General features: G+C 42.3%; 24 protein-coding genes and 1 other RNA gene. 10 read left to right on the top strand and 15 right to left on the bottom strand.

The genetic code is table 11. The features are described 5' to 3' along the window. Position 1: 1 nt before the first annotated feature. The 8 genes from QN079_RS02920 to QN079_RS02885 all read right to left on the bottom strand — a co-directional run bounded on the left by QN079_RS02920 (position 2) and on the right by QN079_RS02885 (position 7,112). The gene (locus tag QN079_RS02920; protein ID WP_015509029.1) at positions 2-622 is read right to left on the bottom strand and encodes a YutD family protein; all 621 of its coding nucleotides are present in this window, start codon (positions 620-622) and stop codon (positions 2-4) included. Between the two features lie 90 nt (positions 623-712). Continuing rightward, positions 713-2,095, bottom strand: a complete 1,383-nt coding sequence (locus QN079_RS02915) for a bifunctional metallophosphatase/5'-nucleotidase (RefSeq protein ID WP_005227647.1) — start codon at positions 2,093-2,095, stop codon at positions 713-715. A 699-nt stretch (positions 2,096-2,794) separates the two neighbouring features. Then, positions 2,795-2,881, bottom strand: an RNA gene (gene ffs / locus QN079_RS02910) — signal recognition particle sRNA small type. Positions 2,882-2,910: 29 nt separating this feature from the next. After that, positions 2,911-3,417: a tRNA adenosine(34) deaminase TadA gene (gene tadA / locus QN079_RS02905; protein WP_118215796.1), complete on the bottom strand. Its 507-nt coding sequence runs from the start codon at positions 3,415-3,417 to the stop codon at positions 2,911-2,913. A 131-nt stretch (positions 3,418-3,548) separates the two neighbouring features. After that, entirely contained in the window at positions 3,549-3,884 is a 336-nt protein-coding gene (locus tag QN079_RS02900) for a hypothetical protein (protein ID WP_005227636.1), read from the bottom strand. A 68-nt stretch (positions 3,885-3,952) separates the two neighbouring features. Further along, on the bottom strand, positions 3,953-5,320 hold the full coding sequence (locus tag QN079_RS02895; RefSeq protein ID WP_118215795.1) for an RsmB/NOP family class I SAM-dependent RNA methyltransferase: 1,368 nt from the start codon (positions 5,318-5,320) through the stop codon (positions 3,953-3,955). 139 nt (positions 5,321-5,459) lie between these two features. Continuing rightward, the gene (locus tag QN079_RS02890; RefSeq protein WP_445971455.1) at positions 5,460-6,095 is read right to left on the bottom strand and encodes a YczE/YyaS/YitT family protein; all 636 of its coding nucleotides are present in this window, start codon (positions 6,093-6,095) and stop codon (positions 5,460-5,462) included. A 213-nt stretch (positions 6,096-6,308) separates the two neighbouring features. Then, positions 6,309-7,112, bottom strand: coding sequence for a MerR family transcriptional regulator (locus tag QN079_RS02885; RefSeq protein ID WP_118215799.1), 804 nt, complete (start codon positions 7,110-7,112; stop codon positions 6,309-6,311). A gap of 106 nt (positions 7,113-7,218) precedes the next feature. Here QN079_RS02885 and QN079_RS02880 point away from each other — a divergent pair, with 106 nt between their 5' ends. The 3 genes from QN079_RS02880 (at position 7,219) to QN079_RS02870 (ending at position 12,435) form a co-directional block, all read left to right on the top strand. Then, a complete protein-coding gene (locus QN079_RS02880; RefSeq protein ID WP_015509023.1) occupies positions 7,219-8,952 on the top strand; it encodes an ABC transporter ATP-binding protein in 1,734 nt (577 codons plus the stop codon). Next, entirely contained in the window at positions 8,945-10,729 is a 1,785-nt protein-coding gene (locus QN079_RS02875) for an ABC transporter ATP-binding protein (RefSeq protein ID WP_118215793.1), read from the top strand. The genes QN079_RS02880 and QN079_RS02875 overlap by 8 nt, the downstream gene beginning before the upstream one ends. A gap of 206 nt (positions 10,730-10,935) precedes the next feature. Continuing rightward, positions 10,936-12,435 carry an AcpB/EbpR/MafR family transcriptional regulator gene (locus QN079_RS02870; protein ID WP_118215792.1) on the top strand — a complete coding sequence of 500 codons (1,500 nt, stop codon included), beginning with the start codon at positions 10,936-10,938 and terminating at the stop codon, positions 12,433-12,435. 90 nt (positions 12,436-12,525) lie between these two features. Here the strand turns inward: QN079_RS02870 and QN079_RS02865 are convergent, their stop codons facing one another. Continuing rightward, a complete protein-coding gene (locus tag QN079_RS02865) occupies positions 12,526-14,067 on the bottom strand; it encodes an Ig-like domain-containing protein (protein WP_259332119.1) in 1,542 nt (513 codons plus the stop codon). A gap of 880 nt (positions 14,068-14,947) precedes the next feature. On the opposite strand from QN079_RS02865, the gene QN079_RS02860 reads away from it, so the two are divergent. After that, the gene (locus QN079_RS02860) at positions 14,948-15,151 is read left to right on the top strand and encodes a hypothetical protein (RefSeq protein ID WP_005232004.1); all 204 of its coding nucleotides are present in this window, start codon (positions 14,948-14,950) and stop codon (positions 15,149-15,151) included. Between the two features lie 196 nt (positions 15,152-15,347). Here QN079_RS02860 and QN079_RS02855 read toward each other — a convergent pair whose 3' ends face one another. Both QN079_RS02855 and QN079_RS02850 read right to left on the bottom strand, forming a co-directional pair. Then, positions 15,348-16,259 carry a PRD domain-containing protein gene (locus QN079_RS02855; RefSeq protein WP_225582126.1) on the bottom strand — a complete coding sequence of 304 codons (912 nt, stop codon included), beginning with the start codon at positions 16,257-16,259 and terminating at the stop codon, positions 15,348-15,350. Between the two features lie 44 nt (positions 16,260-16,303). Continuing rightward, positions 16,304-16,837, bottom strand: a complete 534-nt coding sequence (locus QN079_RS02850) for an AcpB/EbpR/MafR family transcriptional regulator (protein WP_225582125.1) — start codon at positions 16,835-16,837, stop codon at positions 16,304-16,306. A gap of 178 nt (positions 16,838-17,015) precedes the next feature. Here QN079_RS02850 and QN079_RS02845 point away from each other — a divergent pair, with 178 nt between their 5' ends. After that, on the top strand, positions 17,016-17,591 hold the full coding sequence (locus tag QN079_RS02845) for a recombinase family protein (protein ID WP_118215791.1): 576 nt from the start codon (positions 17,016-17,018) through the stop codon (positions 17,589-17,591). Positions 17,592-17,758: 167 nt separating this feature from the next. Here the strand turns inward: QN079_RS02845 and QN079_RS02840 are convergent, their stop codons facing one another. Then, the gene (locus QN079_RS02840; RefSeq protein WP_225582124.1) at positions 17,759-17,869 is read right to left on the bottom strand and encodes an LPXTG cell wall anchor domain-containing protein; all 111 of its coding nucleotides are present in this window, start codon (positions 17,867-17,869) and stop codon (positions 17,759-17,761) included. Next, the gene (locus tag QN079_RS02835) at positions 17,866-18,027 is read right to left on the bottom strand and encodes a hypothetical protein (protein WP_225582123.1); all 162 of its coding nucleotides are present in this window, start codon (positions 18,025-18,027) and stop codon (positions 17,866-17,868) included. The genes QN079_RS02840 and QN079_RS02835 overlap by 4 nt, the downstream gene beginning before the upstream one ends. Before the next feature lie 267 nt (positions 18,028-18,294). Between QN079_RS02835 and QN079_RS02830 the strand changes: the two genes are divergently transcribed. From QN079_RS02830 to QN079_RS02815, 5 genes are all read left to right on the top strand, one after another. Next, the gene (locus QN079_RS02830) at positions 18,295-19,800 is read left to right on the top strand and encodes an AcpB/EbpR/MafR family transcriptional regulator (RefSeq protein ID WP_118215790.1); all 1,506 of its coding nucleotides are present in this window, start codon (positions 18,295-18,297) and stop codon (positions 19,798-19,800) included. 425 nt (positions 19,801-20,225) lie between these two features. Then, a complete protein-coding gene (locus QN079_RS16635) occupies positions 20,226-20,792 on the top strand; it encodes an IS3 family transposase (protein ID WP_005473325.1) in 567 nt (188 codons plus the stop codon). Further along, positions 20,750-21,637: an IS3 family transposase gene (locus tag QN079_RS16630; protein WP_315850476.1), complete on the top strand. Its 888-nt coding sequence runs from the start codon at positions 20,750-20,752 to the stop codon at positions 21,635-21,637. Before QN079_RS16635 ends, QN079_RS16630 begins: the two co-directional genes overlap by 43 nt. Positions 21,638-21,803: 166 nt before the next feature. Continuing rightward, positions 21,804-22,679: a LysR family transcriptional regulator gene (locus QN079_RS02820; protein ID WP_118215555.1), complete on the top strand. Its 876-nt coding sequence runs from the start codon at positions 21,804-21,806 to the stop codon at positions 22,677-22,679. 490 nt (positions 22,680-23,169) lie between these two features. Continuing rightward, the gene (locus tag QN079_RS02815) at positions 23,170-23,322 is read left to right on the top strand and encodes a hypothetical protein (protein WP_182454530.1); all 153 of its coding nucleotides are present in this window, start codon (positions 23,170-23,172) and stop codon (positions 23,320-23,322) included. A 51-nt stretch (positions 23,323-23,373) separates the two neighbouring features. Here the strand turns inward: QN079_RS02815 and QN079_RS02810 are convergent, their stop codons facing one another. After that, complete coding sequence (locus QN079_RS02810; protein WP_005227576.1) at positions 23,374-23,907, bottom strand: IbrB-like domain-containing protein; 534 nt, start codon at positions 23,905-23,907, stop codon at positions 23,374-23,376. Next, the gene (locus tag QN079_RS02805; RefSeq protein ID WP_118215556.1) at positions 23,834-24,325 is read right to left on the bottom strand and encodes a hypothetical protein; all 492 of its coding nucleotides are present in this window, start codon (positions 24,323-24,325) and stop codon (positions 23,834-23,836) included. Before QN079_RS02805 ends, QN079_RS02810 begins: the two co-directional genes overlap by 74 nt. Positions 24,326-24,356 lie beyond the last annotated feature (31 nt).

Genomic DNA, 24,356 nt, shown 5'->3' with positions numbered 1-24,356 from the left:
CTTATTCTTCCCTTTGTCGAATCGTAAACTCTTTTTTGCCTTTTTTCACCGTGGTTGTTTCGGTTTTTTTGACGTTCTTTTCTTTTGGTTTACGATTTTTGATCGTTGGTTTGCTTTTTTTCTGCGGTACGGTGTCACGCTTTTCTTCTATATGGGCGTTTTGTTGTGTGTTTTGATTTTGATTGTTTTGGGTTGGCTTTTTCTTGCGTCGGCGAGAGGTACTTTTTTCTTTTTTGCCGCCAACTCGTTGGATCACGAAATAGGCACAACCGAAGTTGCAATACTCATACAAATAGTCTTCCAACATGTCGATGCGCTGATCGGGTAATGCTTTGCGGTTATCTTTTTCAAAAAAACCTTTCAAACGCAGCTGCTCATAACCCCAATCGCCTACGATATAATCATAACGTGCCAACACTTCACTGTAACGCTCGCCAAGCTTTTCTGGATTGAAGCCTTCACGATAATCCATGACCAATTTGTATTGTCGATTGCCAATCATTAATTCTTCATCATTTAACAAAGTCACCAACTCGCCTTTTTGCGGTTGTTTCGCTGGTTCTTCAATAATTTCTTCTAGTACAGATGTCATTTCATCTGTGATCGTTTGTTTTTCGGTCATTTTTTCACCACCTGTTGTTTATTATACCTTGTTTTATTCCCCAATGATAGTCGCGGTTTTCTCGCAAAATCCAGCTGGAGGAGTGACGAACTACTGGATGGGGTATTTCTGACTCAGGTAATCACCGACCACTGTGCGAATAAAGTCTGGAAAAAGAAACTCAACGGTTCCAGCAATCTCGATCGTCGGGAAAAACGGAATAAACAAGTAGTGATCCACAAGGGTCAACGTGTAGCTTTGAGCAGGATCGACGGGCTCTTGTTTCCACAATACTTGGTGGTTTTTTTCATCAAAGCGGATGCCTTCATAAACCAGTTCGCCAAAAATCTTCCCTCGAAAACCCATTCCCATAATTGGGAAATTGCGCAAAAAGTTGCGATTTTTTTCCATCTCTAAGACCAATCGAATGACATCCGCGCCTTGCAGCGTCACCCGAATCAAATGCATCGGATGGGGCAAAATCGTGTGCAATTGATCTTGATCAACCCGTCCTTGTGGCAAATCATCTAAGAATAGCCCCGTATTTAAGATGGCGGCATCTGTCTGTCCTTTGGCACATAATGCCAAAAGCGCCTCCCGAACCAAGGAATGTTCACTTTGCCAATCCCTCGTAAACGCTGCTGGAATTTCTGCCACCTGATTTGCCCGCAGCAAGCGATGGCCGATCGATAGATATTCGGCGATCTCTTCCTCATCTTGCGGAAAAGCCACCAACGAATCCGTCGGAATCACACGGGCGCGATGCTTGATCGGGCGGTGGTGATCATCTAAGACCACTTCGACTTCGCCAATGTTAAAACCAAACTTGCCAGCTGCGCCAATTTGAACGCCATTGATGACTTCGCCCTTTTCAAACAAATGGTGCGTGTGGGAACCTAATATAACATCTAGTTCTGGAAAGTCCCTCGCAATCTGACGGTCAGCATTGATGCCTAGATGGCTCATCAAGATCAGCAGATCGACCTCGGGGCGCAAATGCTGCACCAATGAAGGCAAAATCTCCAAGGGTTCGCGAATGTCCCAGCCGTTTGGGGCATATGTCAGCGGAAACGGTGCTGTAAAAGCGATCAGACCGATTTTAGCTCCTTGATTGCTTTCCATGATTTTGTATTCTTGTGCCCACTTTGGCGGACGTAAATCCTGTTTATCAAATAAATTGCCTAAAATGACAGGAAATTCTGCTTGGTCATATAAATGCTGCAAGACCTCTTTAGGATTGCCGACCCCTTCATTGTTCCCAATCGTCACCGCATCGTAATGCCCTTGATTCATCAAATCGACATTTGCCTTGCCGTCAGTTGCTTCTGTCAAAGGATGCCAGCGATCGACAAAGTCGCCTAAGTCGACTGCGATCACTGTCTCTTCGGTCGTATCCGCTTCTCGTTTTCTTTGATCCAAATAACGCCGCATCTTCGGCCAATGTTCTAGGTGGGAATGCAGATCGTTGGTATGGATAATCGTAATTTTTTCCATTGTGCGCCTCTTTTCAAATACGTCGCCTAAAATCACTATCCATTTCTTTTGGCATCAAGGGTTGCCAGTAGAAAGACGACGGAATTCTCTACAAAATAAGCATAGCATAAAATCTCTGGGAAACCATTGGAATGCTTGGAAAAGAATGGTGACTTTTTGTAAAAAACAACCAGCTGCAGTGACAGTTGTTCAAAAGAAAAAATCACTTTTCTGACTGTAAAAAGGAAAGTGATTTTTTCTGGTTATTTTTGGAAAGTTCTATCGATAACACGGCGGCGGCAATTCGTTGAAGCGAAAATAAAGAGTTCTTGAAACGACGATTCTTTCGAATATCGAGAGCAGGTAATCCATGTTTCAGTTCGTCATAACAACTGATTCTTTGAGAACACAAAAACAGATATTCTCTATCATCATCCACCACTATGATACGTACCATTACTGATTTTTTGAGAGTATAAAAATCGCTAACGCAAAAGTTATCAGAGTAAGGTTCTAAACAGGAATAAAGCCTTTGTATCAAAAATACAACTTAACCCTCTGAGAGCTGCTATCGCTTGCCTAGATCTAAAGCAGAATACAATTAGAACAGCCCATGGTGTCACAAAGAATTTCAAAAATAAAAAAACCTAAGACAGTCTGTCTCAGGTTTGAATGATCATCGATTCAATTAGTACTACTGCTTTCTTCAAAACAAGCAGTTTTTCAATCAGACACATGGAGAATCCTGCTTAGTGCTGCTTCCTTCCGGATCTGACACGCTTCACAAGACCTCCATTGTCCTAGCCTTTCGGCAAAACTTAGTATAACGTATTTCGTTAGAGATTGCCAGCCTTTTTTTGTTTTTTCTTTTCTCGTAATGCTCGGAAAAAATCTGTTAGCAGCTGGCCGCATGCTTCTTCTAAAATGCCGCCTTCCACATAGGACCAATGGTTGAAGCGCTCATCTTCCAATAAATTCATCAATGTACCGGCAGTGCCGCCTTTGGGATCGTAGGCACCAAAATACACTTCTTCCACCCGTGCCAATAACATCGCCCCACTGCACATTGGGCATGGTTCCAAGGTCACAAACAGCTGCGCTTGTTCTAAGCGCCAACTTCCGACAGTGTGACAGGCTTCTTCGATCGCAAACATCTCCGCATGCGCTGCGGCTTGCTGCTGCGTTTCTCGTAGATTGTGTCCACGACCAATGATTTTACCATCCAAGACGACGACAGCACCGATCGGTACTTCTGCCAAACCTTCTGCTTTTCGGGCTTCTTTGATTGCTTCTTCCATAAAGAACGCTTTTTCCTCGGCAGTCAAGGTACTTGTTTTTTCCACGACTTCACTTTCACTCCTCTACCTCGCACCATTTCGTGCATTTCCTTGTTAGTATAACGAAAAACGCTTAGAAAGACGAGAAAAACTCGCAAAGACCGATGTCCCTGCGAGTTTCAAATGAAATGATTGGCTTAAAAGACGGAATCAACAAAGCTCGTCAACTTGTCTTTGACATGTTCTGTCGAATCTTTGATATTGTCTCCGTAAACAGAGATTTTGTTGCGGCCCTCATTGACTTTTTTCATCACACCTAACAACGAATCCAATTCATTGTCAGACAAGCCGTCTACGACATCCAGCAATTTTTCATTGCCGTTGAATTTGTCATCGACAAATTTCTTTACTTTGTGTCGGTTGCAAGCGAAGCGTACTTTATTGAATACTTTGTCTGATACAACGACGGCAGTAGTGATCCCAGCGATCGCTGCAATGCTTAATCCAATCGTTACTTTTGATGATGTTTTCATATCGATCAGCTCCCTTATTTTGCTACTTCCATCATAGCACGAGGACTGAAATAAAAACACTATTTCGTTTAAATCGCTTTGAATCTTAATCCTTTAGGAAAGAAGTTTTTTACGGTTCCTTGGACTTGTTTTCCAAAACCGACTGGGATCTCATCGACTGTCAAAATCACCCATCCAGCATTTCCTGGCACGCTCAAGGTTTCACCTGCCACATACTGCTGCCATTGCGGCAAAGTGATCGGCACTGTCGGTGCCCCTTCTTCTGCATGGATCGCCAATGCCAACGCATAACTTGGCTCGATCCGATTCTTCTTAACGACGCCGACGTGCAAACCTGGGCGCATAAACTTGATCCCTTTTAAAGAAGGCATTTCTTCAGGAACGAGCCAGAGGTTTTCTCCTAGCAGCTGAGGCGTCGCATTCAGTGCCTGTATAAAAGGAAACTCCTTGCGAAAGGCTTGCCACAACTTTTGAGTCGCTGCATCCAATGGACTCTTGGCTGTCGCTCCTTTGCCTTTTTTCTTCTTTTTCACTGGCGCTGCTTCTGCTAGCGAGGTCAATTTCGCAGCGAAATGACCTTCTCCTTGGTTTAAATGCGGCCATAAGCGGATGGTTTTCTCAATCCCAGGTGCAGCTCCCCACTCCCTGCGCCCATGAGATACATTGTCCAAGTCGATCGCTTCGATCGTGAAGGGATACTCCTCCATTAACCAAGCCATCATCGCTTCGTTTTCTTCTGGGGCAAAGGTACAGGTGGAATAGATCAGCTGCCCCCCCGGTTTTAGCATCGTAACGGCTTGTGCCAAAATGTCTTTTTGCCTGATCGCACACTGATCAGGTGTTTCTGCTTGCCATTCTTCTAAGGCGACGGGATCTTTACGAAACATCCCTTCACCAGAACATGGGGCGTCCACCACGATCTTGTCAAAAAACTGAGGAAAATGGCGGCTCAATTCTTGCGGCGCCTGATTGGTAACGACTACATTCGGAAAACCCCAACGCTCCACATTTTCTGATAGGATTTTGGCACGCTTGGGGAAAATCTCATTTGCTACAAGCAGCCCTTTTCCTTTTAATTGGCTTGCCAGCTGCGTTGTTTTGCCCCCTGGTGCCGCACATAAATCTAAGACCCGCTCCCCTGGTTGAGCGGCTGCGATCGTTGCTACGATCATCGCACTAGGTTCTTGGCTGTAGACATAGCCAGCTTGATGGAGCAGCGAACGGCCTTTGACTTCGCCAATATAAGCAGCTTCTGCATAGGGGGCGGGTACAGCGGCGGGTCCATATTTTGCCAGCATCGCTTGTGCGTGCGGCTTAGCAACATTCAAGCGAAAGCCTTTGACTGGCTGATTATCGGTTAAAGCGGTAAAAAAAGCTGGTGCTTCTTCTCCTAGCAACCGTTGGTATTTTTCAATAAATGGTGTTGGTAATTGCATACTTACCCCTCCTCGGCTTTTTTATTCTAGCGACTGAGAAGCAATTATGCAAGAATTCCTTGATCAAATGGAAAAAAAACTGCAGCTGAGTGAAGTGGGCGACTAAATCGCTTCGACTTCTCTTTGCTGCAGACCTTTTTTATTTAAAAATCGCTTTTTTGACACTGCTTTCGATGAATGGCTGAGAGACACGGTTGTCCCAGAATTTGATCAGTGGGCCCACTAAAAAGGCACTGATGAAGGTTCCGATTCCAATAGGTCCGCCTGTGAAGAACCCAATCAAGGCAAAGGCAACGTCTTGAATCACCCGCACCACTCGATAGTTGGCTTTCGTCTGATCGACGATGGTTGGGGCGATCGCGTCATAGGGGGCGCTGCCCAAATTCGCTGACATATAAAACGAAGCACCGAAGGTAAAGAAGATGATCCCGATCAACAAGAACAAGCCTTGCTGCCACCAGTTATTTGGACCGACGGATAACCAATCAAAAACGTTGGTATAAAAGTCGATGAAAAATCCTGTCAGTACCATATTGATGACCGTCCCGATACCGATATGGCGACGGCCAAAGATAAAAATCAATACTAGGACAGCGATATTGATCATCAATTGATAGACCCCAAGGGATAACCCTAGTAGCTCGCCGACACCGATATTGGCAGCTGTGTATGGGTCTAGCCCTACTCCGCCGACCCGCAGCAATGCCGCCCCGAATCCTAAAATGGCGACACCAATCAACGCATAAAGCGAGCGTAATCCTGTTTCTTTTTTCATTAAAATTTCCCCTTTTTTCTCATCTGTTCTTTCAAGTATAACGAGAAAAAAGGAAAATGGGAATTTCAACGCTTCCCAGGGCTCTTTGTAGGGATACGATCTGGCTTCATCCATCTCCTTTGCTTCTATTTTGCTTCCATTGAAAAGCCCGCAACAACCATTGCGATTGCGTATCTTGATTTTCGGTTCCTACAGATACGCGTGCCTCGTCCATTACTCAGCCTTCACTGGAACCATCACTTCAAATATCTGCAATTCTTTTTGGGCGGTAAAGACTTCATCTTGCCATAACAATTCCCAAACATCGCCATCGATCTTTAACTGATTCTCTTTTAGAAAGGCTTGGATGCGATGGGTAAAAGCAGCAATTTGCTCCTCTCCCTCACTGACAAACCCAGACACATACGTGCCAGTAGGACGCGTGATGATCAGCTTTTCAGGATAGAGATGCAGCCGATCTTGGGGAATCAAGATCAGTGCCCGATAAGGCGATGCGTGAAAGGTCTGATCCTCTAATGTCGTTCCAGCACTTAAAAAGCCGATGGGGTAGCCACTGAAGGCATCTTTATAATCCACTAGCGGATAAAAACGGGCGTACACTTGATAAGCAGATTCTGGATCATCGCCAGCGATCTCTTCGGAAACGATAAACGCCTCTGCTTCGTGGTGCGCTATCGTAAAGGTCTCAAAATCGGCTTTCTGTACTTTTTCATAGCGCTGGATGTAGTGATCGAAGGTTCGTTCCAATTCTTGCAGCGCAGCGATTTTGGCACGAACTTCTCCTCGCCGTTCCACAAGTTCCTTTTGCGTGTATTCAGGGTTGCGGTTTTTCAAAAATTGTCGAATGTCTTGCAGGGGCATGTCTAAAGAACGCAAGAGCAAAATCACGTCTAACTCAAGGCATTGTTCAAAGCCGTAGTGGCGATAGCCGTTTTCACCAATCGATTGCGGTTTGAATAAATCGATCTGATCGTAATAAATCAATGTGCGCCGACTCACGCCAGCATAAGCGGACATCTCACTGATGGTCAATTGTTTTTTCAAAAAAATTTCACTCCTTGCTTGACTGTAACGTAACGTTACAGTTTATTCTACCATAGAACGACATTTTTGGAGGGAAATCATGAAACAATTACAGTTATTTTATAAAGAAGAACGACGCTTCTTTTTCAGTTTATTTCTTTTGATGCTGGTCCAATCCTTCGGCACACTCTTGTTGCCGTATTTTTTGGCAAAAATCATTGATGAAGGGATCTTGAAAGTCGACACGACAGCCATTTGGCACAATGGCTGGTGGATGTTTGCCATTGCCATCGGCACCGTGATCGTCTCTGTAGGCGGTAGTTATTTATCTGCCCACCTTTCAGGAAAATTCGGGCATTTTTTGCGGATGCGCCTTTTCAAAAAAACACAAGAACTCTCTGTATCCGCCGTTGATGGCTATGGTACGCCCACTTTGCTGGCACGTACCACCAGCGACATCAACAACATCCAACAAATTTTGATGATGGCGCTGCAAATGATTTTGCCAGCCCCAATGATCGTCGCTGCTTCAATTTTTCTAACCGGCACCGTCTCTTTACGGATGATTTGGGTCCCAATCGTAGCGATCCTATGTTTTTCAATGATCGCTTATGGAGTGATTCGCAAAGCGATCCCATTATCACAAATCACGCAAAAACTAGTCGATAAAATGATGCGGATCTTACGAGAAACCTTTACTGGCGCTCGGGTGATTCGAGCATTCGACAAAGCTGCTTACGAAAAAGAACGGACAGATCAAACACTGACGGAATATGCGAAAACCATGATCCAAGTCAATCGCCTCTTTGCTGTCTTGAATCCGACCGTCAATTTAGTAATGGGACTCTCGATTTCGACTATCCTTGTCTACGGCGGCTATCAAAGTCTGCAGGGCCACCTTGCTATTGGTAGTATTACTGCCATCATCGAATACACGATCCTGAGTCTCTGGTTTTTGACTATGGCAGCGATGGTGATCGTGATGGTGCCTAAAGGCTTGACTTCCTTGCAACGGATCACAGAAGTTTTGGAAGAACCAATTGATTTGATCGACGGTGACCAAACCTTAAATAAGACCGCCGTGTCAGAAACGATCGCAGCTTTCAATCACGTGCAGTTTACGTATGAAGGCGCCGAAGAACCTGTCTTAGAAGATATCAGTTTTGAGATCCACCGAGGCAAAACGACAGCGATCGTTGGCGGAACTGGCTCTGGCAAAAGCACCATCGCCAAAGCGCTGTTGCGTTTCAAAGATGTGACTGCTGGTTCGATCACGCTTTTTGGCCGCAACATCAAAGAGATCTCACAAGCCGAATTACGGGACCAAATTAGTTATGTCCCGCAAAAAGCGCTCTTGCTTAGCGGCACGATTCAAGAAACCTTACGTTTCGGCAATCGTCCAGCAACCCATGAGGCGATGGCAAAAGCCGCTGAAGTTGCTCAAGCCAAGTCATTTATTGAAGGCTTGCCTGAAGGTTATGAAAGTCCAGTTGCTCAAAAAGGCAGCAATTTCTCTGGCGGTCAAAAGCAACGATTGAGTATTGCCCGAGCGCTGACAAAGCCAGCAGAAATCTACTTCTTTGACGACAGCTTTTCTGCTTTGGATTATCAAACAGACGCCAACTTGCGGCGTGCATTGAAAGAATACACGAAAGATGCCGCCGTCATTATCGTGGCTCAGCGGGTATCGACCGTCAAAAATGCCGATCAAATCATTGTCTTGGATAACGGCAAAATGGTCGGTAAAGGAACCCACGAAGAATTATTACGCAATTGCCAAACTTATCAAGAGTTTGCCTCATCTCAAGGAATGGGAGGAATGAAGGATGAGTAAACAAACAATGGATACCCCAAAAAACATGAAACATACAAGCCGACGCTTGCTGCGTTTGCTGATGGAACAAAAAGCCCGCTTTCTACTGATTATCGCTTCCGCCTTGTTCTTTTCCTTACTAATGTCCATCGCCCCTTTGATCTTGGGGCGTGGACTGGATAATCTGATTGCCTTGTTTCAACAAGAAGGCTGGCAGATCAATGATTTTTGGCAAAGTATTTTAGGTCCAGTCGTCCTTTTAGCGGGAACGTGGCTTTTGATCAGTCTCTTTTCCTTGCTGCAAGAGTATACGATGGCCAGTGTCAGTGAAACCCTGACCTTGACTTTACGCAAACAAATCAGTGACAAATTCAATCGCCTGCCTATCAGTTTTTACGACAAACACCATACTGGCGATATTTTAAGCCGAGTGATTCTCGATTTAGATAAAGTATCTGAAGTCTTGCAAGTTGGTTTGATGCAATTGATCACCGCAACCATCAGCATTACCTTCGGCTTGATCGCCATGCTTTATCTCAGCCCATTACTGACGATCGGCGTGGTCCTGATTTTGCTTTTGAGTGCTTTTGTGACTACCGTTCTCGCACGAAAAAACTTGAGCTACTTTACCAAAAACCAAGAAACATTAGGTGCAGTCAGCAGTCGTGCGGAAGAGTTTTATACCGCAAATCCGCTGATCAAATCCTACAACCAACAAGTTGCCGTTGAAGCGGAAATGGCGGAATTGAGTGAAGCGCAATTTAAAGCCTTTCGAAAAGCACAGTTCGTCAGTGCAGCTATCAATCCTTTCGTGCGCTTTATCAATCAAATCGGCTTTATCTTAAGCGCCGTCGTTGGTGGTCTGATGGTGTTGCAAGGGCAATTATCCATTGGTCTCGTACAAGCCTATCTGCAATACATCAACCAAGTGTCTGAACCGATCACGCAAGCCTCTTACATTATGAACACCTTGCAAAGTGCCTTAGCATCTCTCGAACGAATTTTTGAGATCCTTGATTATCCTGAAGAAGAAACTGCGACCCAACAACTGCCAGTTCCACAAACCATCAAAGGAAAAATCGATTTTCAACACGTCTCCTTTGGCTACAGCAAGGAAAAACTCTTGATGGAAAACGTCGAATTTTCCGTCAAACCAAAACAAACGGTCGCGATCGTTGGACCAACAGGTGCTGGAAAAACCACCATGATCAATCTTTTGATGCGCTTTTATCCATTGAATGGTGGGAAGATCTTGCTGGACGATCAAGACATGATGTCCTTTTCGGCACCAGCAGTACGGAAAAAATTCGGTATGGTGCTGCAAGATACGTGGCTATTCCAAGGAACCATCGCTGAAAATATCGCTTATGGCAATCCCGATGCCACTCGAGAAGACATCTTGGCTGCCGCCAAAGCCGCCCAATGCGACCACTTCGTGCGGACCCTACCCAACGGTTACGATACCGTCATTGGTTCCGAAAGCGAACTGTCACAAGGACAACAACAATTATTGACGATCGCTCGGGCGATTTTAGCAGACCCAACGATCCTGATCCTTGATGAAGCCACCTCCAGTGTCGACACGCGGACGGAACAAATGATCCAAACGGCGATGGATCGTTTGACCCAAGGACGAACCAGCTTTATCATCGCCCATCGTCTTTCTACCATCAAAAACGCTGACTTGATCTTAGTGATGAAAGACGGCTCCGTCGTCGAAAAAGGCTCCCACACAGAATTACTGGCACAAGATTCCCTTTACGCCCAACTATATAACAGCCAGTTTGCAACAGCTTGATGAAAAAGCCGAAAGGGCCAACGATGTTTAAGACGAATCGTTGGCCCTTTCGGTTATTTGCTTTTCATCCCCAAGTAGCGCATGTGTTCCTATACAAGAAACACTTGTTAGGTACCAAAAACCTTTCCCTTGCCTTGCCCGTATCCATATTCCATAATCAGACGTGAGCGATGATCCATCAAACAGACCGTATGGGAGTGTTACGAATGAAAAATTTTCAGATGACGTTTATTACTTCTACGACCACCAATCGTTGGTTGAAACTATTGAATCTTTTGGAACGGCATAAGACCCTTTCGAATCGTGAGTTGTCAAAAGCTGTCCAGAGTTCGCGGCGCACGATCATTTATGATATGGAGGGGCTACGGAGCTACTTTGGAAGTACGCTAATGATCGAATCCACGTCGAATGGCTATTCTCTTCATGAATTACTACCGAAAGAATATCTGGAACGAAAACGAGCGCTCCTTCAAAATGAACCGTTATTCGTTATTCTTGAGCATCTGTTTAAGGGAGAATATCGGACAGTCTCCGAATGGGCAGACTATTTTTATCTTTCTGAGAGTTCCCTTTTACGCTATTTGACACTTTTTGAAAAAGCCCTAAAGCCCTTTCAGTTATCTGTTGATCATAAGAATTTCCGTCTGATCGGATCAGAAGCGGATATTCGCAAATTTTTCCATGCCTTTTATTATGAGTCGGATGCTACGCCTCATACGGTACGTCCAACCATTGCTGTGCAAAATATCGTCTTAGATTTTTTTCGCAATATACGCGGCAAAACCAATAATACGGCTTCATTTTGGTATATCAGTTATTGGTTGTATATTATCCTTGAGCGTTATCAAGCGGGAGAAACTGTCGTTGTCTCCGAACAATTAAAAAAGATCGTCTTGGCAGATGAACTCTTCCAAGAAATCCAGCCCCTCAATCAACGACTCCAAACCGCTTTTTCCTTGTCTTTACCGTCAGAGGAGCTGGTCTATCTTTTCGCTCTACTAGCAAGTAACCGCGGGATAAACAACTATCTCAGGGAAATATCATTTGTTACCCGCTTTGACCATTGGCCTGAGCTAAAAGAACTGACTGCCAATTTTTGCCAGCTCCAGCAGATTTCCGATCATGATCAGTCCCGAGATTTTGTTTTTCTCCATTCTTTCTTTATTACGGAAAAAATAAAGCAGCTGATTTCGCCTACCTACAATCAAAGCATGGAAGAAATTTCCAATTACGCACAAACACAATACCCTAAAGAGTATGAGGAAAATACACGGTTTCTTCTTAGAGAGCCTCTCTTTGAAGCGACCGCTCTGCCAGCAATCAGTGCCCGCTTCACTTTGTACTTTGAAGGATTAAAAGAAAAATACTGGGGCAACCCACGCCGGATCGCCTTTCTTTTAGAAGGGGATGCGCATATTTGCCTTCACATCAATGCTTTTGCTGTAAAATATTTTGGTCGATATCATGTTTTACAATTCCCTGATTCCAGTGAGTTTTCTTTGGATTATGTGGAACGAAACAAGATTGATCTAGTCGTGACGAATTACGCAGAGTATTTGGAAGAGTATATTCTGGATGTTGAATGCCTCCTAATAAAATCGATCCCAGATGCAGATGATTGGAACAATTTCTTGAAAATCATCAACCCAAAAATCATCCATAATTTTGCGTTGCAAAACACCGAAAAAAGCTCCTTCTATAACTGAAAAGACGTGTGCGGCACTCGAACGCCGCACACGTCTTTTCCATTCGTTTCTATGGACGAGTAGTATTTGTTCTTCACTCTGGCACACTACTTAACGACCATTCAATCGTTGCGCAGTAATCATGGTTCCTGCTGCTTGCGGATCAATCTCTACTGCAAACTTCCCATCACTATCGACAGTGGCATTCTTGGTTTCATCACCAATCGTGATTTCCACCTGTGCATTGGGTTCGGCTGTTCCACTAACAGTCGTGTCTGTGGTTGTCACTTCATTCAAGGTTGTTTCGGCGATCGTTGCTCGCTCAACCATGGTTTCTGCGATATTTGATGAAATGCCATTTAAGGTTGCTTGCGCAGTGACTACGGTACCTGCTGGTTGTTTTTCAATCGTTAACGAATAGATGCCATCACTTCCTACACGTCCATTTGCAATCACGGTATCACCAGCTTTGATCGTGATCTCCGCATTTGGCTCTGCGGTTCCCGTCACACTTGTGGAGTCAGTATTTAGCTTAGAAATCGTTGTTTCATCAATTCCTTCTCTAATAACGGTTGTTTCGGCAATATTTGATTCGATATCGCCTAATCTTGCTTGCGCAGTAACCACGGTGCCCGCTTGTTGTTTTTCAATCGTTACGCTATACTTGCCATCACTTCCTACACGTCCACTTGCAAGTTCTGTTTCTCCAACGCGAATGGAAATCGTCGCGTTTGGTTCAGCCTCACCGCTTGCTTGTGTCGATTCAGTCGTTAGACCATTTAAAGTGGTGTCGCTAATTTTCTGGTTGGCTAAAATATCCTCTGCTGAACTTAAAAGTCCTAACAATCTTTGCTTCTCTTCATTAGGAAACATTTGATCCTCTAAGTTACTTCTTGTAGATGCAATTATTTGCTGTGTTACACCTTCTTGTAGTTGCTCAAAAGTATCCCCTACAAAAAGATCATAGACACTTTGCCCGAATTGGCGATCATCTTCATAATAGCGATCTTCCATCAAGACGCCGGTAGCTGCCGCATGGATCGGATTACCTGATGGATTAAGATCTCTGATCGTATAAGTATCACCACGTCTCGGTCTCAATTGGTCATTTAAATTTACTTGCCAAATCATATGGGAACCTGTCGCAGCATTTTTAAATGTCTGAGCCGACTGTCCATTGCTAAATGTAACCCTCGCGCCATAATTTATGAAATGCTTACTGATATCATGATTGAATACAGGTAACCCATTCGCATCTTCCTCTATCCATACATTAAAAATATAAGCACTACTTCCAGTTGTATTGAGTGTTTCTCTTTTGTTAAGACCCTTCAAAGAATAGATGGGGCTTCCTTGAGTATTCATCTGTAGTACTTGTTCAGAGAATGCGTTTGTGTCCGTCATATCCCTGGCTTCTGACTTTTGAGTATCATCTGGTGCTAAATGCTGTTCTTGTGGATCGACTGGCTCATTTTCAGCTTGTTTTGCTGCCTCTGGCTGCTTCTCTTCTAACCCATCCACTAGTTTTTCTATGTTATAATTTTCTTCCAAATCCTCGTGCTCTTGTGCCATCGCTACCACTGGTAATGATGATAAAGTCATTTGGCAAACGAGTAATAAACCTGTTGCTTTCAATTTAAAATTGTTTTTCATTTTATTTTCCCTTCCAACTCAACCTATATATCTTTCTATCGTTGTATTTCTTCATGTTCTCCGGTTAATGATGCTTGTACGAATTCATCCTTCCTCATCAGGTAGTTTGTCATAGAATGACTTCGCATTTTCTTCTGAGCCAATCACCGCTGCTAGAACGGAGAACATTGTCCGATAACTGATCAATAACAAACCTGTGACTTCATCACGAAATTAGTTATTCATAAGTCACCCCTGCTGCTCTATTCTTTCGTACGTTAAAGATTCATTTCAGTTTTTATCACGCGTCCTTTCTTACTCCCTCAAAAAAATCTGTCTTAGACCTTATCGGAACAACCTATTCGATAGAAACTCACTAAATATCATAGATAAGATTTAAAAAAAGATGTTTTTTTGACGAAATTTTATTGTTTTAATCGAGGTTAAATTTAACATGGTTGCTCATCGAGCAATAAATCAAGATTTGCAAACCTGTGTGAATAAATTGATTTTCATTTTCTTTTCAAATAAGGCATTTTGAAAGTTTGTGCAAAAAAAAGCGTTATAAAAAAAGACGATTCCTTATGATTTAAAAAGGATCGTCCATTTTTGTTATTACCTGTAGCCACTTGACTCAATAAGAAGGATATAAGGTTTCTGCCTACTCATTCTTAGCATTGTCAGAAACATTTTTATCAACAGTTATCTTCAACAGAATGCTTCTTTTCTATAAAAAATGTCAGAAAAAAGCAAAATAAAAGAAATTCCTTGTAATTTTACACATCTTCTAAAAAAATTCATTTTTCTTTGGTATACTAAATATAGATCTGCGTATCATTAGATTTACGTTGCCCGTTAGTGAAGTTTCAGGCAACGTTTCTTTATGGGGGATAGATAAAAAATGGAAGAGAAAAAGATTTTTGAGAAGCGGTGGTTATTAGCTACCAGTGAACAACGAGAGAAATACCATGCCTTGATTGCCTCTTACCCTTCAATCGAATGGACATTCAAAGAAAAAAGCTACCTTTTATGGCTTTGTCAGTTAGATAGTGATACGTTCAAAACCTTTGAAGCGATTTTTGATAAACTAGTAAATGCCAACTAATTATTTGAGCATAGGCTGTTCTTTCACCAAAACAACCCAATCTTTTGTTATTCAGGAACAGTGGGCATATTTTCAGCTAACTCCCTTTTTTATTAGACAAACGAATAAAAGCCGCACCCGTCGATCGTAACGGTTGCGGCTTTTCTCTTTGATCTATCCACATATGTCCTCGTCAGGCTGTGTTGCAACACGTGTATCAGGTTGTGGGAACGCTTAACGCTTGCCCTAACTGAGGATCGATTTTTTCAATCACTCTTAGCCAATCTTGATGATCGGGAATTGCTTTGAGTAAAAGAGAATCAGTCGATAAGATGAACTCTGATAAATATTCACTATAATTCGTGACCACAAGATCAATGGCTTTTTCCTTCAAATAATCGCTCGTCAATTCATTGATTTTTGGAAAGAATACCCGATGATCATTGCCGACATAACGCAAAAAGCGCGCACGGATCGTGTGACAGGCATAGAGATCACCTTCTATTATCAACGCAATCCGTTTGACTTTTTGTGCATAAAGCTCCCTAATTGCTTCGCTATAAAGGGTCAGTGCGGCACAAATATCTGACAGATACTCCTGTTTGAATCCTAGAATCGCTTGGTGTTGCTTCATAAATGCCAGATTTTTTTGATAAGCAGCAGAACCATGCTTTTGCGCTTCAGTTTTTACTTCTGTTAGCAAATGATTTAAAACGGGCGCCAGCTGCTCATTGATTTTCTTTGACAGAAAAAAGGCGTGGATCATCGTCTGGACCTGTTGGGGCTCTTGAAAGGAAATGCCCCATTCCTGAACGAAGCGCTGACTCAGTTCTTCGAGTTCAGGATACAGCCCAAACGCTGCAACGAATTGCTGCTCTTTTTCAGGCTCGGTCAAAGTCCGTTTCATCACGGTCACTAAATAAAGCCACATCATTTCTTGTTGCGGTAGTCTTACTCGGTATAGCGCTTCGATTTTAGGCGCTAAGTTCTTCATTACGGCAAACGCCTCATGCGTTTCGACGATTGCTGCCAACGATCGAGGAATCTGAACGGTCTTTCCCAGTTGATAGCGCTTGATCGCAATATACAAACTATAATAAAAATCACTCGGAGAAACGCCTGTATTCACCAGCGCTGTGGGAATTTTTGAGAAGGCATCACTGACTAACGCAATCAGTTCTTTGGGGGCAAGAGCGTATGCGGCGTGACATCTGATTCATAATAAAAATCTTTAAAAAACTTGCGAATATTGGCTTCTGATCCACTCAAATTGACCGGTTGCAAGATCCACTCTAAATGATACTTTCGTAACGTCGCAGAAGCGGTATTCAAATAACGACGTATCGTACTTTCTGATACATATAAGCGCTGCGCCCACTCTTCAACCGAACAGAATTCCCCGTGGAAAATGGCTTCCACGATTTGATACATGCCTTCTTCTGCAACAAGCTCCTTTTTTTGAGACAAGTATCTTTTCGGATCAGTTTCCCTAAAATGATAGCCATTGGCTTCAAGAGTAAATTCCGCTGCCTCCTGCAGATAGGTTTTCAATTCCTTGATGTCAGAGCTGATCGTCCGTTGGGTCACATCAAGCTTGTTGGCTAAACTTGCGATGGAACAAGTCCGTTCTCGCTCAAAGGTATTTAACATTTGAAGCCATCGAACGGTCGTTTTGTTTAGCATAAAATTTAACTGCAATTCTCTCATTTTGCCCTCCGTGTTTCTCCTTCACCGACTGGTTTCTTTTCTATAGTACAATATTTGCGTCTATAAAAAAACCTTCCTATTTCCCAAATTTATTTAAGTTGGTGTTAGAATATGTACTTAAGTGAACAAACAAGGTATTCTCTATGTAGACTCTTTTTGTGCAACTGGAGGAATTTGTATGACAAATATGGTTTATGGATACGCCCGTGTATCCACAAGACAACAGGATCTCTCTCGTCAATTGGATTTACTTGACCGGTATGAATGCAACAAAATTTATACTGAAAAGATCAGTGGTGTACGCGCAAATCGTCCTGAATTAAATAAACTAAAAAAACGAGTGAAAGAAAACGATAAAATCATTATTGAAAGTTTCTCGCGGCTAGGAAGAAGTACCAAAGACCTGATTGATCTCGTCTACTTTTTTGAAAAGAAAGGCGTAAAAGTCATCAGTATCAAAGAAAATTTTGATACACAAACCCCTCAAGGAAAATTAATGATGACTGTTTTCCAAGCCTTCGGCCAATTCGAACGAGACATCATCGTTGAACGGACCAAAGGAGGCTTAGAATCCGCACGTGCTAGAGGAAATATTGGCGGTCGTCCACGAATCGATCCCGCACTGATCCAACACGCATTGCACCTTTATCAAAAGGAAGGAAAAGCCGTTGTGGATATCTGTGCCCAAACAGGCTTAAAGCGCTCGACTTTTTATCGCTATCTTAGTCTGGAGAAGGATGAGGTCATTTCATAAATACACGTGCTGGCTGAACTTAGTACTCTCGGCTGCTCACTATATAAAAAACAGGGCGAACATTGCTGATGTTTGTGATTGCTTAAAGATCGATATTTGTTCTCTTAAAGCAATTCATCCAGCTTGTTCGTCCTGTATGTTTTATTCTTCTGGCTCTTCTATTGATCCTATTGTTGTTTTCTCCATGATTTCTTACGATGCAAGAACACCAGCCCGCCGATTAAGAATAGGATCCCTGTCACACTTAGCAAGACACTGCTTGTTTCTCCTGTATTCATGCTTCCTGTTGAATCTCGGTGGAGTCTATTGATGGTGTTTGCTGCTCTGTTTGTTGTGTTTCTGTTGCCTGAGCGATCGGCCATGTGCTTGGAAAGGTTGTCCCTAAAATCAGCATCCCTACTAAAGCGCTCTTACTTATAACTACGCGTTTTTTCATTTTCGTTTTTTCTCCTTTTTCTTTTCCCCAACGTTATTCACACTTATCTTTGTACCAATCTATCCAAGCGTTTTAGGTCTGCAACTGGCAAGGTTGTTTTTTCTAAAAAAGCTGTTTTCAATGACTACTTCACACTCGATGAAACATGCGGCGCACCATTAACATGAAATCCGCCAATTTTCAAGGGATAAGACTTCTTGATTGGCGCAGAGTATTATATAATTTACTTAAAACGAGCGTAATTTCAATGGATAGGTGGTGACTTCAATGTTAGAAAATTTATCTATCAACTTGCATCGGGACAAAGCATTTTCTCGACAAGTAAAAATCTTACAAGTGCTAAATGCTGCACCGACAGGGTATCATCCACAAGAATTAGCGACATTACTAGGGCTATCTTTGCCTACAGTTACCAAAGAGCTGAGTATTTTAAGTGACAGTTTGCCAAAGGAACTGGTCAAGATCACACTCTCAGAAACGAACATCGTCTCGATCGCTTATGCGCCGAACGCTTCCATCAATTCTGCCATCCAATACCTGGGGATGGAAACGCTGGAGTTTAAAATCATGACGAGTATTATTGATAATAAAAAATACTCTATTCACCGAGCAACGATTGAATTCGGTTATTCTCGCAGTCATCTTTTACGGACGATCAGCTACATGAACAAGTCGTTGCAAACCTATTCTGTAACTATTGCCACGAATCATCTTGACTTTATTGGTACCGAAGCGGACATCCGATTTTGTCTGTTCGTCTTTTTTTCTGCTTATGGCGATAGCACGATTTTAGATAAGGATAGTCCCGCGGATGCCCGCCTGCTGGTCCAAAAAGCCAAGGAAGCCAACACGAAAGATTTGCATTACAGCCATTACAGACTTGCTCTGTGGCTAAGTATCGCCAAGCGTAGGTGGCGCTATTCTTACTTTTTGACCTTGCCGCCGTCTTTAGAACGCAATCTATTGGAGAAAGAACGCTTCGCTATTTTCTCAGAAATATTAAACGAACATTACTTGAAAAAATACCGAATCATCCACTTGCCGCAACAAGAACTGCTTTGGATCTTTGTCAATGCGCTCCATTGTCTTTCCTATAGTACGATGGACATCAACGGCGAAAGCGATGCGGATTACATTTTTCACCATACAGAAAGACCAGAAATTATTGCAGAAGCGGCTGCCTTTTTAGAGAAATCTGGCGTCGCTATTCCACCTGCAGCCGCCCACAAGATCATCGCGTATCTCGTGAATCTTCGCCTGCTGACGATGATTTCTGCCAATTATGAGTTTGCTGATCCGCAGATCAAAGCCTTTGTTGAAACAACATTCAAGACGGATTACCTTGCTTGGAATGAGTGGTTGAAACCCTTCAACGATCAAAGCCGCTTCTTTTCCTTTACTCACTTGGAACATATCGCAGTCACATTGACTTTGTTAAGCGAGTTAGCGCCTAATCCCCAGCTGAAAAAACACCTCAAAGTAGCCTTTGCTTTTCAAGGCGGTGCTGGATTAGATGCTTTCTTAGCCGCATCAACGGAATTATTTAAAAACGACCATACAGAAATCAGTTACTTTTTTGAAGTGGCTCCTGATGAACAAGAATTGATCCATCGGGAAATAGATTTGATCGTCAGCAATTTTGACTTGCATCTGAAAAGCAACACCAAATTTCAGCAACTGCGCATTTCCAATGTCCCCACCCTTTCGGACTGGACGATCATCCACAAAACGATTGAACAGCTGATTCAGCCAAGAATCACACCGATTCGTTGACCTAAGGAAACTGACGGCCTTCTTGAAGGAATCGCCACCAGTTTTTCATTGCGCGGTTTGCTATTTTGACCCTTTCCTAAGTATCCATTTTTCTTTTCTCTTAGCGTGTCTATTTTTTTCACATCAGAAAAAAATCAGACCTTTTTTGCAAGATTCCTCTCCTAATAAACGCTTTTCCATTCAAGCGCAGCGGAGAAAGCCACTGTCTTGTTTTTATGTGCTGTTCGTAATCCCTGAAAAGTTGCCTGCTTCGTGGATTTTTTAATGAATGAAATTTTAGCGGCTACTCTTAGCCCCACATGTGAAAATCGTTATTTTAAAAACAAAGAAACAGACGGTAAAAACAGACTGCATGTTTTAAATAACTTTTGAAGCGACCCCCAAAAGTTAGACCAAAAATCTAACTTTTGGGGGTCGCTATTTGTATGGCAAAATATCCTTTTGAATTAAAACTAAAAATCGTTAAAGAATATCTTAGTGGCGTGGGCGGATATCGGTATCTTGCCAACAAATACGGTATTTCAAGCAAGTCTCAAGTAAGTAATTGGGTGAATGTCTATCGTGAATACGGAGAGGAAGGTCTATTGAGAAAGCATCAAAATCAGAAATATTCTGTTCAATTTAAGTTAAATGCGCTAGAGTTATATCAAACAAGTGAGATGTCCTATCGAGAAGTTGCTAGCACTTTAGAAATGAACAACCCTGCGCTTATTGCCAATTGGATGCGTAATTTCAGAGAAGCAGGTATTGAGGGGCTCTCAAAAGAGAAAGGGCGACCACTTACTTTGACTAGAAAAAAAGAAAACAAAAAAGAAAATACAACAACTGAAGAACGCGATCGTATCAAGGCATTAGAAAAGCAAGTCCGATCCCTTCAAATTGAGAATGCCTTTTTAAAAGAGTTGAGGAAGCTGCGAAAACAGGAAGCCCAGCAAAGACGCAAGAATCAATCGCACGAATCATCGCCAGCCTCCGAGGATCATTCAAACTAGTTGAGCTTCTTGAAACATTGAAATTTCCTAAAGCAACCTATATGTATTGGCAGAAACGGTTTGACAGACCAAACCCAGACCAAGAAATTGAAGAAAAAATGATTGAAATTCGCAAGGAGCATAAAGACTATGGCTGTCTGCGACTAAAAAAAGAATTAGAGAATCAAGGGATTCATGTCAATAAAAAGAAGATTCAACGTCTGATAAAAAAACTAGGTATCGAAGTAAAGTCTTACACTCGAAAATCTCGACGGTACAATTCTTATCGTGGGAAGGTTGGCACTGTCGCCAAAAATCGTATTCATCGTCGGTTTTATACAAATATCTGTCACCAAAAAATTACAACTGATACCACAGAGTTTAAGTATTATGAAGTAGACACCACAGGTGTCGTTCGTCAGAAAAAGCTGTATTTAGATCCTTTCATGGATTTCTACAATAGTGAAATTCTATCTTATCGGATTTCTGAAAAACCAAACGCACTAGCCATAATGGAAGGATTAGAAGAAGCAATCCAGATGACAAATGATTGTCCATTTCGTAGAACCTTCCATTCAGATCAAGGATGGGCCTATCAAATGAATGCTTATAAGAATAAATTGAAGCAGCATAAAATCTTCCAGAGTATGTCTCGTAAAGGGAATTGTTTAGATAACTCACCTATGGAAAACTTCTTTGGTTTATTAAAGCAAGAGATTTTTCATGGAGAAGTCTATCGGAGTTTAGATGAATTGAAAACAAAAATTGACCAATATATCTATTATTACAACCATAAACGCATCAAAAAGAAATTAAATTGGCGAAGTCCGGTTCAGTTTCGAGAAGCTGTAAAAACAGCTGTCTAACAGTTAATTTTATCGTACAAAAAAGGAGTGGATTTCTCCACTCCATAAAAGTCTAACTTTTTGGGGTCACTACATTTTGTATCTATTTTTTTTATTTACTAGAAAAAAAAGAAATTTTCTCCCCGCTCCTTTTTTGTATAATAGGTAAAAAGAGAGGGGAACAAACGTGGATTTTATCAAGGAGCTGCAATCCTTCAAAACAATCGTCGAGGAAGGTACGTTTACTAGAGCTGCCGCCAAACTAAACTATGCCCAGTCGACCGTTACGAACCATATCAAAAAGTTAGAAAACGAATTAGAAGTAGCGTTATTTTTGGAAGGAAAAAGCAATGTATTGACCTTGGAAGGCGAATTGTTGAAACAGGAAGTACCCGAACTGATTGCCCACTGGGAGCGGGTCAAAGAACAGTTGATCAATGCTTCCCATACGGTCGAGTATTCGTTGCGGATGGGCATCCTTCACCCCTATGACATTTTGGTTTTGCCTGCACTGCTTCACGATTTTTCGCAGCACTATCCAAAAATAAACTTCGAGATCGTCGTGGGCTCAACACTAGAATTAGCCAATGCACTAAATGAAAACCGAATTGATTTCGCCTTATGCTCACTTCCTCACGAGAAACATTTTGCTTACGAGGAATTGTTTCAAGAAGAGCTTTGCTGCATTACCTCAATCTCAAACCCATTAATCATCAATGAGCTAGCCGATCTTGAAGGGAGCCATCTCTATCGTTCCAAGTCTGACTGTCCAGCTCGCACAAAAATTGAAAGCTATCTTGACAATCAGGTTCCTTCGATCCATTGGGAGTCTGTCAGCAATATCAGTACGATTCCTTACTTGATCGAACGAACTGGATACTGCAGTCTGATCCCTCGTTCCATCATTGAGCAAACTCATGCTCGAGTAAAAATCGTCTCGCTTCCTTTACCTGATCCCCACATGTCGATTGGCTTATTGTCAAAACATCCACTGATGCTTTCTCCCAGCATCACAAAAAATTTTGTCGTCGAGCTAAAAATGCGCTTACTATCTTTGTTATAAAACGGTTTTAATCCGCATTGATTTTTATGCAATGATGCTTTTTACGGAAAAATAATGTCAGTCATTTTGTAACCCTCGTCACAGCGGGAAACAAAAGAGCTGCACCAAATCTTTACGTTTTAAAGACTTGGTGCAGCAAGGTTTTTGAATTCGCTTACGGTTATAAAGTTACGAAATAGTATCTTTTTTCTCGATTCGATTTTTTGTTATCATTTTACTTTTTTTATGCAACCTGATACGATTATTCATAAAAACCGAGGAAAAATCAGAAAAGATGTCGTTATTCTTAACATTTCCGATTTTTTCTCCGATTGTAAAAAATAGAAACGTTTTTTCATTATTTACAAAGTATACTCAATTTTGAAGCGACGAGTTCTCAAGAAACTGAGGCTTGTACCCCGCAGGGCAAAGTCTTTGGGTAGTTATTGCTCAAGGAAGCTGTTTTTGCAATTGTCAGAAAAAATAGACGATGAGAAAAGGAGGAAAAACCATGTTTATCATTGAAGCGATCTTCAGCTTTCTAAGAGACGCATTAGGTGTGATCCTAGCTATTCTCTTAGGGACGTTTTGCTTGTCGATGGTGGTCAATTTGATCGTTATCGTTGTAAAAAACACCTATTCAAAATTTAAAAAGAATTATTAACGAATCGCTATCTTCTAATAGATAGCTTTTTTAAATAGTTTTTTCAACCTCTCAGGTCTCTTTTTTGCCTTTGTAGTATCTTTTTTCAAACTCAATCCAAGACTTGCTGAATTCATGGTTAGAAAAGGCACTTTTCAAACCTGAACGCTGCTTAAAGCGAAAGACCTCTTCGCGGTCCATCCCCAATTCCTTGGCAATTCGTTCATCCGACCACTCGTTAGCTACCAACTGCTGCACGATGTTTCCCATCTTCTCGATACCATGGGTACCACGTGCTCGATTGTGGCGAATCGTTGAAGCAATGCGATTCTCAAATGGCTTATCGATCACCGTGACCGGAACACTTGGCAATTCCAAGCGGTCTTTTGCTACGATGTACCGATGAAACCCATCGATCAAAATATACTTGTCTTGCTCCTTATCGTGGTAACAAACCAATGGCTGCGTAAAGCCATCTTCTCGAATCGACAGTTCCAGTAAATCCATTTCTGGAGCAGCCACGGTGTTGGGATTATATGTATTCGCGTGAATCTTGCTGACTGGGATCAGCTTCGCCGCTAACACTGGAAAATCGATATCGCTCATGAGGGACTACACTCCTTTTTAGAAATGAATAATTTTTTGTTTGTCGATAAACCGCAAACCCTTTTGACTCCAAAAGTGCAATTTCACTAGGCTGGTTACTAGAAGCGAGAATCTCTGCTTCTGGGTAGTTGCGGCTGATATCCACCAGCATTTTCCGTAAAAGAAACTTTTTAAATTGAGCGGCTGGATCTTTTTCATAAAATTCCCCTAGCTCCACTTTGTTGGCGCCTTTTTCATAATAAGAAAAAGCAGTCACCCGTTTTTCGTCATCAAGAATCACGTACCAGTAGCAGTTCTCATCATTGACTAAGTACGGAAATTGCTGCTGATACACCCGTTCCGCAAAAAAAGCCCCCATCAATTGATAGAATTGGCTTTTCTTATACGGTGGAAAAAATAAAACCAATCGTTCGTTCACAAAACCCTTCCTCTCTAAGGACACATTCGTC

Source organism: Enterococcus sp. FZMF, assembly GCF_030263915.1.
Taxonomy (GTDB): Bacteria; Bacillota; Bacilli; order Lactobacillales; family Enterococcaceae; genus Enterococcus_D; species Enterococcus_D casseliflavus.
The sequence above is the reverse complement of the archived record's forward strand: the minus strand, read 5'-3'. Positions and strand labels throughout refer to the sequence as shown.

Bases quoted from the DNA above. Each gene is read 5' to 3' on its own strand.
- QN079_RS02875 (WP_118215793.1), top strand. From the start codon at position 8,945: ATGAGTAAACAAACAATGGATACCCCAAAAAACATGAAACATACAAGC.
- QN079_RS02835 (WP_225582123.1), bottom strand. From the start codon at position 18,027: ATGAAAAAACGCGTAGTTATAAGTAAGAGCGCTTTAGTAGGGATGCTG.
- QN079_RS02845 (WP_118215791.1), top strand. From the start codon at position 17,016: ATGACAAATATGGTTTATGGATACGCCCGTGTATCCACAAGACAACAG.
- QN079_RS02840 (WP_225582124.1), bottom strand. From the start codon at position 17,869: ATGAATACAGGAGAAACAAGCAGTGTCTTGCTAAGTGTGACAGGGATC.
- QN079_RS02890 (WP_445971455.1), bottom strand. From the start codon at position 6,095: ATGAAAAAAGAAACAGGATTACGCTCGCTTTATGCGTTGATTGGTGTC.
- QN079_RS02880 (WP_015509023.1), top strand. From the start codon at position 7,219: ATGAAACAATTACAGTTATTTTATAAAGAAGAACGACGCTTCTTTTTC.
- QN079_RS02810 (WP_005227576.1), bottom strand. From the start codon at position 23,907: ATGAGCGATATCGATTTTCCAGTGTTAGCGGCGAAGCTGATCCCAGTC.
- QN079_RS02900 (WP_005227636.1), bottom strand. From the start codon at position 3,884: ATGAAAACATCATCAAAAGTAACGATTGGATTAAGCATTGCAGCGATC.
- QN079_RS02865 (WP_259332119.1), bottom strand. From the start codon at position 14,067: ATGAAAAACAATTTTAAATTGAAAGCAACAGGTTTATTACTCGTTTGC.
- QN079_RS02830 (WP_118215790.1), top strand. From the start codon at position 18,295: ATGTTAGAAAATTTATCTATCAACTTGCATCGGGACAAAGCATTTTCT.
- QN079_RS02895 (WP_118215795.1), bottom strand. From the start codon at position 5,320: ATGCAATTACCAACACCATTTATTGAAAAATACCAACGGTTGCTAGGA.
- QN079_RS02920 (WP_015509029.1), bottom strand. From the start codon at position 622: ATGACCGAAAAACAAACGATCACAGATGAAATGACATCTGTACTAGAA.
- QN079_RS02885 (WP_118215799.1), bottom strand. From the start codon at position 7,112: ATGTCCGCTTATGCTGGCGTGAGTCGGCGCACATTGATTTATTACGAT.
- QN079_RS16635 (WP_005473325.1), top strand. From the start codon at position 20,226: ATGGCAAAATATCCTTTTGAATTAAAACTAAAAATCGTTAAAGAATAT.
- QN079_RS02850 (WP_225582125.1), bottom strand. From the start codon at position 16,837: ATGAGAGAATTGCAGTTAAATTTTATGCTAAACAAAACGACCGTTCGA.
- QN079_RS02860 (WP_005232004.1), top strand. From the start codon at position 14,948: ATGGAAGAGAAAAAGATTTTTGAGAAGCGGTGGTTATTAGCTACCAGT.
- QN079_RS02915 (WP_005227647.1), bottom strand. From the start codon at position 2,095: ATGGAAAAAATTACGATTATCCATACCAACGATCTGCATTCCCACCTA.
- QN079_RS02815 (WP_182454530.1), top strand. From the start codon at position 23,170: ATGTTTATCATTGAAGCGATCTTCAGCTTTCTAAGAGACGCATTAGGT.
- QN079_RS02870 (WP_118215792.1), top strand. From the start codon at position 10,936: ATGAAAAATTTTCAGATGACGTTTATTACTTCTACGACCACCAATCGT.